We start from the raw sequence: 12128 nt of genomic DNA on the forward strand, positions 1-12128 counted from the left end.
CATCCCCCTATAGCGGCTCGACAAGTGCTTTTCCCTGGAGAGGGGGCAGCGCTAAGATAGCGGGGAACGTCTCGTTACACCTTGGCCCATGACCCTTGCCTCTGAGACCGAGTCCCCGGAGCAAGCCGCGGCGGCCCCTGAGTCTAGTCGGGTGCGGGATCCGGAGTTTCCCTACGAGGTCGAGATGACCTTGATGGAGCACTTGGAAGAGCTGCGCAGCCGCCTGTTGGCCAGCGTGATCGCGGTGGTGATCTGCATCATCGCTTGCTTTGCCGTGGTGAACCGCATTGTCGCCCTGCTGGAGGTGCCCGCTCGGGGGGTTACCTTTTTGCAACTGGCGCCGGGGGAGTATTTTTTCGTTTCTGTGAAGGTGGCGGCCTACTCGGGGCTATTGCTGGCCACACCCTTTTTGCTCTACCAAATTGCCCGCTTCGTCTTGCCGGGGCTGAGCGTGAAGGAGCGCAAGCTGCTGGGGCCGGTGGTGCTGGGATCCAGCCTTCTCTTTGTGGCCGGCTTGGTCTTTGCCTACTATCTCCTCATTCCGGCGGCGCTTAACTTTTTCATCCGCTACGGCGAAGGGGTGGTGGATCAGGCTTGGTCCATTGACCGCTACTTCGAGTTTGTGCTGCTGCTGTTGTTCAGTACCGGCCTGGCCTTTCAGGTGCCGATTTTGCAGGCGCTGCTGGGGGCGCTGGGGCTGGTGACTGCCGAGCAGATGTTCAAGGGCTGGCGCTATGTGGTTCTGGGCGCGGTGGTGGCGGGGGCCATTCTCACCCCCTCGACGGATCCCCTTACCCAGAGCCTTTTGGCCGGGGCTGTGACGTTTCTATATTTGTTTGGCATTCTGCTGGTGAAGCTCCTTGGCAAATGAGCCGAAGCTGCATGCGCTGATCTTGGCGGCTGGGTTTTCCACGCGGATGGGAGAGCCGAAAGCCTTTCTGCCCTGGAAAGACGGGCAAACCCTGCTCTCTTACCAGATTTTTCAGTGGCGACAGGCGGGGTTTCAACCCTGGGTGGTGCTGGGATCCCAGCATTTGGCGGCAGCCCAACCCCACTTGGCAGGGGCAGAGGTGCTGGTCAATCCGGCTCCTGAGCTGGGCAAGACCCACTCCATTCGGGTAGGGGTGGAAGGGATCCCTGCCGATTTTCAGGTGCTGGCCATTTCGGCGGTGGATCAGCCCCGCCCGGCGTGGATCTACCACAGCTTGCTGGAGTACCATCTGCGCCATCGCGCTTGGGTTACTGTGCCGGTGCATCGAGGGCGACGGGGGCACCCTACCCTGATCGACAGGCGCTTGCGGGAAAAGCTGTTGGATCTCCGAGAAGAAACCCTGGGCCTGCGCCGGTTGTTGCAGGATCTGGGCAGGCGGGTACAGGAGGTGGAGCTCTACACTCCTGAGATCTTCCTGGACTGCAATACCCCTGCCGATATGGAGGCCGCTGCTGCCGGTTGCGACAGCGTTGCCCAGGAGTGAGGGGATCCCCTTCAGCACTTGTCCTGCGACCGGTCGCCTCAGCGGTACCGAGCACTTCGGCGTTGCCCAGCAAGATGTTCTTCCCATTGCTCGTATGAGAAAGGGCCTTTATCCTGCCAGCACCTACGATCCTGCCTGCCCGGTCGGCAGCTACTGGGACAGCACGATAGCAGATCCCGGTTGGCGGCATCCGGCACCTTTGCAGGAGCAGGTGAGCGCTGAGGTGGTCATTGTGGGGGGAGGATTGACGGGGCTATCGACGGCTCTGCACCTGGCCCGCGACCATGGCATTTCTGCCTGCCTGCTGGAGGCGGGATCCCTGGGTTGGGGGGCCTCGGGACGCAACGGTGGCTTTTGCGGGGTGGGGTCGAGCCACCTTACCCACACCCAGATGGTGCGGCGGGTGGGCCTGGCAGAGACAGAGCGCTACTACCGGGATCAATGGCAGGCAGTGGAAACCGTTCGGGAGCTGGCGGCCAGCGAGGGCTTCTCCCTAGAGGCTCAGGGACAGGGCTGCTATGCAGTGGCCCATCGTCCACAGGCATGGTCGGAGTTAGAGGCCGAGTACCAGATCTGTACTCAGGTGGCGGGCTACCCGGCCCAGCTCCTCAACCCCAAAGAGCTGCGGGAACGCGGCTTCAACAGCCAAGAGAACCACGGCGCTTTGCACATCGGGGTGGGGTTTGGCCTCAACCCCCTCAAGCTCACCCAAGGGCTGGCCCAAGCAGCCCACCGGTGGGGGGCAAAACTGTACAGCGGCAGTCCGGTCACGGCCTGGGAAAAGGTGGGATCCCAACACATCTGTCACACGCCGGGAGGAACGGTGCGCGCTCGGCACTTGGTCATTGCCACCAATGGCTACACCCCAGAGGCCCTGTATCCCCAACTGGCGGGATCCCTGCTGCCGGCACTGTCTAACATCCTGGTCACCCGACCTCTGACGCCTCAGGAGCAGAAAGCGCAGGGGTGGTGGGATCCGACGCCGCTCTACGACATGCGGCGGCTGCTGTTCTATTACCGTCTGCTGCCGGATGGGCGCCTGCTGTTTGGGGGACGGGGTGGCACCCGCGATACCCCGACGGAGCGACGGCAGTTGCGCACTTGGATGACTCGACAGCTCTATCGTCTTTTCCCCGCCTGGGAAGGGGTGGAGATCGAGTACGCCTGGAATGGGCTGGTCTGCCTTTCTCGGCAGTTTCACCCCCATATTGGCCCTTCGCCGGCGGATCCCAGCCTATGGTATGGCCTGGCCTATCACGGCAGCGGTGTAGCCACGGCGGTGTGGGCGGGCAAAATGCTGGCCCAGGAGATTGCCGGGATCCCTTCCCAGATGAGCGCTCTGTTTCGCCAGCCGCCCCGCGCTTTCCCTTTGCCCTGGTTACGGCTTCACTACCTGCGGCTGGGGTATCTTTGGTGGCAGTTGACGGATGGATAGCCTCTCCAAGTGTGCGGGGGATCCCTCTGTTCGGCAGAGAAGTCCTGCCCTAGTCTGGTTGTAGTTCGGGTGGAAACCATCGCTTGTTGTTGCTCCCGAGGTATCCAGTGCTGCTCACGTCTTGCCATCGGCCCAGTCCAGATCCGTCTCCTCTCGAAGCCCAATCGGCAGCCTGTCGCCGCCAACGGCTCTCGCAAGCGGGGCAGCGGCTAGGGTTTGCTCTGCTGCTCAGCCTACCCACCATGTTTTGGCCTTGGCCCGGATTTGCCCAAATTGCCGGATCCCTTCTCAGCCCTTTGGTGGCGGCTTGGATCCGTTCTGAGGTGCAGAGGGTCGATAACCTGCAGGTACAGATTGCCGGCTCCGACGCCCAGATTTTGAACGGGCAGATCCCTCAGGCCCAGGTGTCGGGAGACAACCTCAGCTATCAAGGCTTTCAGGTCAGCCATCTGCGGCTGCGGGGCCAGGATATTCGCCTCAATGTGGGCGAAGCCATCCAGGGACGGAGCCCGCTGCGGCTATTGGCCCCTGTGCCGGTGCAGGTGAGTTTACGCCTCACCGAGGAAGACCTGAACCGCACCCTTCAGGCTCCCCTCATCCAAGCCCAACTGGCCCAGGCCCAGGTGCAGTTGCCCGTTGGGGGCCAAGTGGTGCCCTTTCTCATCCGCCAGCCTCAGGTCACGCTGGAACAGGGTCGGCTGCGCATCCAGGCTAACCTGACCACTCCGGAAGGGGTGGAAGCGCCGGTGACGGTGCTGACCGGCCTAGAAGCCCAAGGCCCCAACCGGTTGCGGCTGGTCAATCCCCTCTGGGTGAGCGAAGGCCAAGAGATCCCCATCCCCGGCCTGGCCGATTTCCCCATTCAGTTGGATCCCGGCGTGCGCATTGACCGCCTGGAGGTGCAGCCCGGCCAAATCCTCTACGAGGGGATCCTGACCATTTACCCAGAAGTCGCAACCGTGCCGCAGGGATAGTTCGCCTGGGCAGGACGGAGACCTTTCCCGTTCAGCAACGGGTGTGATCGGGATCAATCTCAAAGGGTGTGCCTCTGGGCGAGGATCCCTCTAGCAACCGGAGGGAAAGGGATCTTGCTGGCCGTTTGCGTTGGTGCCCCGTCGGGAACCGCACCGTCCACAAGACGAGAGCGGCATCGACTCCCTTCGGTAGCCGGGCAGGAGTGGTGTATTGAGGTGAGATCATGATCCAGCCATCCAACTGCAAACTCAAACCCTTAATCTGCTGGGCGCTGCCCCTGATCTTGTCGGTCGTTTTTTTGGGGGGCTGTGCTGGCGACCCAGTTTCCACGGTGCCTCTGGACGGCACGGCTGCCGGCACCCGCACGGCCACTCCTGAGGGCCGAACCTTCTCCGATATCTCGCCCGGTCGGGATCCCCGTCTGAAGCATCTTTGGGCCAGCTTTGTCATCAGCCCCCAGCAATTGCAATCTGCCCGCGAGGCTTCTGTCTCTCTCCATCCGCAGGCCATTTTTCCCTGCACCGACTGCGAAAGCCTGCCGGGATCCCCGCCCCCCACTGCTTCCCCCGCTCCAGGCACCTACCGATCTGACCAGCTCACCTTCTCCTTCCGGGTTGAGCCCAATGAGACGTCCACCCGCCTCAGGGGTAGCTTTCACCTGGATACCACCACGCCTCTGATCCACCCCGGCGCAGGGGTGCGCTTGGTAATCCAACGGGCTTTCTGGGGGGAAGACCCGCTGGAACCGCTGCCACCTCCCCAGGACTTTCACCCTCAGCAGATCATCCGAGGCCAGTTCCAGGAGCGCAGTTGGATCCTCCCTTTCTCCCTGCCGCATCCCCCTGCCGGTGAGGTCTTGCCGCCGCTGCGGCTGGAGGTTGTTCTCACCTCGCCAATCCCACCCGATTCCGCCCCCTTTCTGCGGGGTAGGCCGCTGCCGCCACCTCCGGGTCGGCTGTATCACGGGGTCGCTTGGCCGGGCATTCCCACTTGGGATCAACTCCTCGCCTATCGCCAGGCCATCGGTCAACCCCCCGCCTGGGCAGCCGTGGATCACCTCTGGGATCCCCGCCAGGACTTTCCGCAGCAGTTGGCCAGTCGCCTGCGGGAAAGCGGCTCAGTCCCCTACCTGCGCCTGCGGCTAGATCCAGCCCAACTTTCTGCCTTGGCCAATGGGGATCACGATGAGACCTTGCGCTCTTGGGCCCGCGGGATCCAGCGCTTTGCCACCCCCATCATCCTGGCCGTCGTTGTTGGCGACGGGGATCCCGAACGCGCTCGCGGTAGCGGTGGGGAGCCCTTTGGTGGGACGGAGTCCTCGCTGCAACAACGGGCTTACCAACACCTGATGCAAACCCTGCGCTCTGTTCGCGTTAGCGGGACGGAGTCCCCGGCCAATTTGCTCTGGGTGGTGGAGCTGGACGGAGAAGATGCAGAGGCCGTGTCCGCCTGGGCTAACTTCCCTGGGATGGACTGGCTGAGCCTACAGGTAACGGGGGATCCCGCCGCTTTTGAACCGCTGTACCGCCGCCTTGAGGCCCTCAACCCGGAAGTGCCTGTGGTGATCCGCGGGCCAGCCCTGGGCTCGGAAGCCTCTCAACCTCTGCTGGCAGCCCTAGAGGCCCAACGCTGGCCTCAGGTGATCGGCTGGAGCTGGACTTTAAGCCCGGACGGGATCCCTCCTGCAGCAGCACAGGATTGGCGGCAGCATCTGCAACAGGGGGATCCCAAGATATGGCTGGGGGAAATGCGGGTGCAACTCCCGCCCAGCCCCCTTCCCTCGCCCAAGCCTTGAGAAAGGACGACCTGTCTGGAAAAACCTCCCGGAAAAGTCGATAATAAGCCAGCCGTTTTACCTTTCCTTCAGGAATTGTGGCCCTGATCCCCTCATCACCTCCCCTGTCCCGCTTCGCCCAGGCCATCCAGCGGGGGGAATTTCTGCTCACCGCCGAGATCACCCCCCCCAAGGGATCCGACACCAGCACCCTGCTGTCTTTGGCCCAGCAGCTCAAGGGGCGGGTGCATGCCATCAACATCACGGACTCCAACCGAGCCATGGCCCGCATGAGCCCGTTGGCGGCCTCGGTGCTGTTGCATCAGGCGGGTGTTGAACCGATCCTGCAGTTGGCCTGTCGGGATCGCAACCGCCTGGCCCTCCAGGGGGATCTGTTGGGGGCCTCAGCCCTCGGCCTGCGCAATGTGTTGGCCCTCACCGGGGATCCCATCCACATCGGCGATTGCCCCGATGCCCGCCCCGTATTCGATCTGGAGTCGGTGCGCTTGCTGCAGCTTATCCAACGGCTGAACAATGGCCTCGATTGCAACGGCAAACCTCTCCCGGATGGGGGCACGCATCTGTTGGCAGGGGCAGCAGTAGAACCCCAATCGGGCAGCTTTTCCGGCCTGGAGCGGCGCTTCCACCGCAAGCTGGAAAACGGAGCCCAATTTTTCCAGAGCCAGATGGTTACCGACTTTGAGCAACTGGAGCGCTTCATGGATAAGTTGGGCCGTCCCGCCGGCAAGCCCATCCTGGCTGGCATCTTTTTGCTCAAGTCGGCCAAAAATGCCGAGTTTATCAACCGCAACCTGCCAGGAGTGAAGATCCCAGACGGGATTATCCAGCGGCTGGCCAACGCCGCCCACCCCCTCGAAGAAGGGATCCGCATTGCCGCCGAACAGGTGCGTCAGGCCCGCCAGATCTGCCACGGGGTGCATCTGATGGCCGTCAAAGCCGAGCACCTCATCCCCCGCATTCTGGATGAGGCCGGGATCCCTCCCCTGACCCACTAGCTCAAGACCTGCTCCAGCCCGTAGACCAAACCTTTGAGCTGCAGCACCTTGCGGATCCCCAGGATCACCCCCGGCATAAAAGCTATCCGATCGGTGGTGTCGTGTCTCAAGGTGAGGGTTTGCCCCATCCCACCAAAAATGACCTCCTGATGGGCGATCAACCCCGGCAGACGAACGCTGTGAATGGGAATGTTGGGGCCAGAGAGCCCTCCCCGCGCACCGGGGATCAGCTCTTTTTCTTCCACTGAGGACTCCGTCCCGCTGTCGCGAACGGGCGGGTTAAAGGTTTTGCCCAATTGTCCCAGCCGTTGGGCCGTCTGCAGAGCCGTGCCGCTGGGGGCATCCGCTTTGCGGTTGTGGTGCAGCTCGATGATCTCAACGTGGTCAAAATACTGCGCCGCCTGCAGGGCCATCTGCTGCAGCAAAATCATGCCGATGGCGAAATTGGGCGCGATCAAACAGCCCACACCCGACTTGTCCGCCAGATCCCGCAGCCGCTCCACCTGCTCCGGCGTCAGGCCCGTCGTCCCCACCACCGGGCGTACGCCAAAGGCAATGGCCGAGCGAACATGTTCAAAGGCCGACCGAGGATGGGTAAAGTCCACCATTACGCCGCGGCTGCTGCGCTGCGACAACCTCAGCAACTGCCCCGGCAGGTCGTCGGTAATCTCCACCCCCAGGGATCCCAGGCCCAGCACCTCGCCAATATCCGAGCCCAATTGCGAGCGGGCTACTGCCCCCACTAGGGTCATGTCGGGCGTCTGGGCAACGGCCCGCACCACCTCCCGCCCCATTTTGCCCAGGGCCCCCACCACCAAAACCGGGATGGGGGATTGGGCCGCTCCTGGAGTTGCCAACCCCTGAGAGGGGTCTGCACCACTATCGCGATCGACCGGATCAACCGATGTTGTCACCCGCTGCTGCCCTCATCCAAGCTCTACGAAATGACTGCGAAAGCGGGGGATCCCTGCAGATCCATCACAGCTTCACCTCGATATCTACCCCTGCCGGCAGATCCAGCTTCATGAGAGCATCGATGGTTTTGGAAGAGGGGGAATAGATGTCGATAATGCGCCGGTGGGTGCGGGTTTCAAAATGTTCCCGCGAGTCCTTGTCGGTGTGGGGGGAACGCAGCACACAGTAGATGCGGCGCCGAGTAGGCAAAGGAATCGGGCCAACCGGTACGGCGTCGGTACGACGAGCCGTATCCACAATTTTGTCGCAGGAAGTATCCAGCAGCCGATGATCGTAAGCCTTCAGGCGGATACGAATTTTCTGTTGAGTCAAGGTAGGCATGGCCGGAGAGCAATCCAGAAAAAGGGGGACTCAAAAAAGCTGGCAGGGAAAGTGCTCCGCGCCACTATCGCAACTGAGTTGGTCTGGGGCCGCCAGCACTCAATCCCTGCCGAGAAAAAGCAGCTTACTTCAGGATCTTGGAGACAACACCCGCTCCGACGGTACGGCCACCCTCGCGGATAGCAAAGCGCATCCCCTGCTCAATGGCGATGGGCTGGATCAGCTCCACCGTCATCCTGACGCGGTCACCAGGCATCACCATCTCCGGCTGGGATCCGTCATCAGCCGTGAAGGAAGAGATGGTGCCGGTTACATCGGTGGTGCGCACATAGAACTGAGGACGATAGCCGGCAAAGAAGGGCGTGTGGCGACCTCCCTCCTCTTTCTTGAGGACATACACCTCAGACTCGAAGTTGGTGTGGGGAGTAATGGTCTTGGGCTTGGCCAGCACCATGCCGCGCTCCACTTCGTTCTTCTGAATGCCGCGCAACAGCACACCAACGTTGTCGCCGGCGATCCCTTCGTCGAGGGTTTTCTGGAACATCTCCAGGCCGGTAACGGTGGTAGAGCGAGTTTCTCGCAGGCCCACCAGTTCCACCGTTTCGCCCACTTTGATGCGGCCCCGCTCGATCCGGCCCGTGGCCACCGTGCCCCGACCAGTAATCGAGAAGACATCCTCCACAGCCATCAGGAAGGGCTTGTCCACATCCCGCTCAGGCGTGGGAATGTAGGAGTCCACCGCATCCATCAGCTCATAAATTTTGTCCACCCAAGGATCTTCGCCCCGCTGGGTTTTGGGGTTGGCGGTCATTCTTTCTAGGGCTTTCAGCGCCGATCCTCTGATGATGGGAACGTCGTCGCCGGGGAAGTCGTATTTGGAGAGAAGCTCCCGCACTTCCAGCTCCACCAACTCCAGCAGCTCTGGATCGTCCACCATGTCTTCTTTGTTTAGGAAGACCACCAAGCTGGGCACCCCCACCTGCCGGGCCAGCAGGATGTGCTCCCGCGTTTGGGGCATGGGACCATCAGCTGCAGACACCACCAAGATGGCCCCATCCATCTGAGCCGCGCCTGTGATCATGTTCTTCACGTAGTCGGCGTGGCCGGGACAATCCACGTGGGCGTAGTGACGGTTGGCAGTCTGATACTCGACGTGGGCGGTGTTGATGGTAATGCCGCGAGCTTTTTCCTCTGGCGCTGCGTCGATCTCATCGTACCTTTTGGCTGTGGCCTGACCCAAAGCAGCCAAGGTGGTGGTGATGGCAGCCGTCAGGGTGGTCTTGCCGTGGTCAACATGGCCGATGGTGCCAACGTTGACATGGGGTTTGGTGCGTTCAAACTTAGCGCGTGCCATGAATCATCACTTCCTTTTTGGTTTCAGTCAGCTACTCATTTCCTTTGTTTTTGGCAATGATGGCTTCGGCGATACTGCGAGGAACTTCCTCGTAGTGGCTGAACTCCATCGTGAAGGTGCCTCGACCCTGGGTCTTGGAGCGAATGTCGGTGGCATAGCCAAACATCTCCGCCAAGGGAACTTTGGCATTGACTTTGGTAATGCCGCCTTCTGTATTCATCCCCTCCATCTGGCCGCGGCGGGCGTTGATGTCCCCGATGACATCCCCCACAAAGGCTTCAGGGACTTCCACCTCGACCTTCATCATCGGCTCCAGCAGGGTAGGGCTTGCCCTGCGAGCGGCCTCCTTCAGAGCCATCGAACCGGCGATCTTGAAGGCCATTTCGCTGGAGTCCACCTCGTGGTAGGAGCCATCCACCAGGGTGGCGCGGATGTCAATCAGGGGATAGCCCGCCAGCACACCGGATTCGCAGGCTTCTCGGATCCCTTGCTCGGCTGGCCCAATGTATTCTTTGGGCACAACGCCACCCACAATTTTGGAAACAAACTCAAACCCTGTACCCGGCTCCGCCGGCTCTAGGTCGATCACCACATGGCCGTACTGGCCGCGGCCACCACTCTGGCGAACAAACTTGCCTTCCACGCGGCTAACCGGCTTGCGAATGGTTTCGCGGTAGGCCACCTGTGGGTTACCAACATTGGCTTCTACGTTGAACTCCCGCAGCATCCGATCCACCAAGATCTCCAGGTGCAGCTCGCCCATCCCAGAGATGATGGTTTGATTGGTCTCGGGATCCACAGACACGCGGAAGGTGGGATCCTCCTTGGCCAGGGCCTGCAGGGCCTTGGAGAGCTTATCGATATCGGCTTTGGTTTTGGGTTCTACCGCTACTGAGATCACCGGCTCTGGGATAAACAGAGACTCCAGGATCACCGGCGCATTTTCGTCGCAGAGGGTGTCTCCGGTGGTGGTGTCCTTGAGGCCCACCACAGCTCCCAGATCTCCTGCCCGCAGCTCATCCACGTCCAAGCGTTCATCGGCCTTCAGCACCACCAACCGCGAAATTCGCTCCTTCTTGTTCTTGGTGGAGTTGAGCACATAAGTACCTTTGGTCAACACCCCCGAGTAGACGCGAATAAAGGTGAGATCCCCGTACTTATCACTCATCAACTTGAAGGCCAGGGCGGAGAAGGGCTCATCGTCGCTGGCACGGCGGGACACTTCTGAGCCATCTGGCAGCACCCCCTTGATGGCCGGAATATCCACAGGCGAGGGCAGGTAATCCACCACCGCATCCAGCAGCATCTGGACTCCCTTGTTCTTGAAGGCAGAGCCACACAGCATGGGCACAATTTGGCCGCTGATCGTGCCTTTGCGCAGACCCGCCATCAAGTCGGCTTCGCTCAGATCTTCTTCGGCGAAGTACTTTTCCATCAGAGCTTCGTCCGTCTCGGCCACTGCTTCCACCAGCTTGGCCCGATACTCTGCCACGAGATCTTTCATCTCCTCAGGGATGGGGGCCGGACGAATGTCTTTGCCGATCTCATCCATATAAATGCGGGCTTGCATCCGCACCAAGTCAACAATGCCGCAAAACCCGTCTTCGGCACCGATGGGCAGTTGGATGGGCACGGCATTGGCCTTGAGGCGCTCCCGGATCTGGTTGTAAACCTTGAGGAAATTGGCCCCCATGCGATCCATTTTGTTGACGAAGGCAATGCGGGGCACATTGTAACGATTGGCTTGCCGCCAGACGGTCTCAGACTGAGGCTGCACGCCGCCCACCGAGTCAAAGACGGCGATCACCCCATCCAGCACCCGCATGGAGCGCTCAACTTCAATGGTGAAATCGACGTGCCCAGGAGTATCGATGATGTTGATGGTGTACTCCGGTGCGCCGGAGAGGGGCTGGGAAGGATTTGCGGGATCCCGCTTAGTCCAACGGGTGGTGATGGCCGCAGCAGTGATGGTGATGCCCCGCTCCCGCTCCTGGGCCATCCAATCGGTGACCGCAGTTCCGTCGTGAACTTCGCCAATTTTGTGCACCAGACCGGAGTAGAAGAGAATCCGCTCTGTGGTCGTGGTCTTGCCAGCATCGATGTGAGCTGCGATGCCGATGTTTCGGACTCGTTCTAGGGGAACTGTGCGTGCCACGTCAACCTCCCAATCCTCGTCGCCCTGCGACTTGGGCAAACTAAAAAATCCTTTACAATTCTAATCTTTTTTGCCGATTTTTCTCCACCTCGCTGGAACTCGGGCTGGGCAGAACAGGGATCCCAAAAGTCTCCACTGCTCCGCCAGGCTAGTTCAGTAGCGGTAGTGGGCAAAGGCCTTGTTGGCCTCGGCCATGCGATGCACCTCTTCCCGCCGTCGAATGGCGCTGCCGGTTTCGTTGGCTGCATCGATCAGCTCATTGGCCAACTTGGCGGCCATGGTGCGACCTGGACGAGTGCGCGAAAAGGTCACCAACCAGCGCAGCGCTAGGGAAGTGCCCCGTTCTCCTCTCACCTCCACAGGCACCTGATAAGTGGCTCCGCCCACCCGGCGGGCTTTCACCTCCACCAGTGGGGTGGCGTTGCGAACAGCATTTTCCAGCAAGGGCAGTGGGTCTTGGCCAGTGCGCTCCCGCACAATGTCCAGAGCTTCATAGAGGATCCTGGCAGCCAGGGATGCCTTACCCCTCATCATCAACTTGCGGATCAGCATGGTAACCAGACGGCTCCCATACTTGGGATCCGGGGGCACATCACGACGAGGGGCACGGTTGCGGCGAGACATAGGAGCTGGGTTGCTTGTTCAGAT

Annotated in this window: 11 protein-coding genes; 6 read left to right on the forward strand and 5 right to left on the reverse strand. The window is 61.0% G+C overall.

The features are described 5' to 3' along the window. Positions 1–88: 88 nt before the first annotated feature. From tatC to ACVWY9_RS05340, 6 genes are all read left to right on the forward strand, one after another. Positions 89–871, forward strand: a complete 783-nt coding sequence (gene tatC, locus ACVWY9_RS05315; protein ID WP_457387714.1) for a twin-arginine translocase subunit TatC — start codon at positions 89–91, stop codon at positions 869–871. Positions 872–893: 22 nt separating this feature from the next. Continuing rightward, entirely contained in the window at positions 894–1475 is a 582-nt protein-coding gene (locus tag ACVWY9_RS05320) for a nucleotidyltransferase family protein (RefSeq protein WP_414421994.1), read from the forward strand. Further along, entirely contained in the window at positions 1462–2910 is a 1449-nt protein-coding gene (locus ACVWY9_RS05325; RefSeq protein ID WP_457387715.1) for an NAD(P)/FAD-dependent oxidoreductase, read from the forward strand. The genes ACVWY9_RS05320 and ACVWY9_RS05325 overlap by 14 nt, the downstream gene beginning before the upstream one ends. Positions 2911–3017: 107 nt before the next feature. Beyond that, positions 3018–3884 carry an LmeA family phospholipid-binding protein gene (locus tag ACVWY9_RS05330; protein WP_457387716.1) on the forward strand — a complete coding sequence of 289 codons (867 nt, stop codon included), beginning with the start codon at positions 3018–3020 and terminating at the stop codon, positions 3882–3884. Positions 3885–4108: 224 nt separating this feature from the next. Beyond that, positions 4109–5680: a hypothetical protein gene (locus ACVWY9_RS05335; RefSeq protein ID WP_457387717.1), complete on the forward strand. Its 1572-nt coding sequence runs from the start codon at positions 4109–4111 to the stop codon at positions 5678–5680. A 77-nt stretch (positions 5681–5757) separates the two neighbouring features. Next, positions 5758–6675 (forward strand): methylenetetrahydrofolate reductase, encoded by a 918-nt coding sequence (locus ACVWY9_RS05340; RefSeq protein WP_457387718.1) that lies wholly within the window; start codon positions 5758–5760, stop codon positions 6673–6675. On the opposite strand, the gene dapB is transcribed toward ACVWY9_RS05340, so the two are convergent. From dapB to rpsG, 5 genes are all read right to left on the reverse strand, one after another. After that, a complete protein-coding gene (gene dapB, locus ACVWY9_RS05345; RefSeq protein WP_457387748.1) occupies positions 6672–7532 on the reverse strand; it encodes a 4-hydroxy-tetrahydrodipicolinate reductase in 861 nt (286 codons plus the stop codon). The two genes, ACVWY9_RS05340 and dapB, sit on opposite strands and share 4 nt — an antisense overlap. Positions 7533–7653: 121 nt before the next feature. Further along, the gene (gene rpsJ, locus ACVWY9_RS05350) at positions 7654–7971 is read right to left on the reverse strand and encodes a 30S ribosomal protein S10 (protein ID WP_414328725.1); all 318 of its coding nucleotides are present in this window, start codon (positions 7969–7971) and stop codon (positions 7654–7656) included. Between the two features lie 124 nt (positions 7972–8095). Continuing rightward, positions 8096–9325: an elongation factor Tu gene (tuf, locus tag ACVWY9_RS05355; protein WP_414399300.1), complete on the reverse strand. Its 1230-nt coding sequence runs from the start codon at positions 9323–9325 to the stop codon at positions 8096–8098. A 31-nt stretch (positions 9326–9356) separates the two neighbouring features. Continuing rightward, the gene (gene fusA, locus ACVWY9_RS05360; RefSeq protein WP_011432555.1) at positions 9357–11480 is read right to left on the reverse strand and encodes an elongation factor G; all 2124 of its coding nucleotides are present in this window, start codon (positions 11478–11480) and stop codon (positions 9357–9359) included. A gap of 153 nt (positions 11481–11633) precedes the next feature. Next, positions 11634–12104 carry a 30S ribosomal protein S7 gene (gene rpsG / locus ACVWY9_RS05365; protein ID WP_011432554.1) on the reverse strand — a complete coding sequence of 157 codons (471 nt, stop codon included), beginning with the start codon at positions 12102–12104 and terminating at the stop codon, positions 11634–11636. Between the last annotated feature and the right edge of the window lie 24 nt (positions 12105–12128).

The organism is Thermostichus sp. OS-CIW-31 (genome assembly GCF_054060305.1).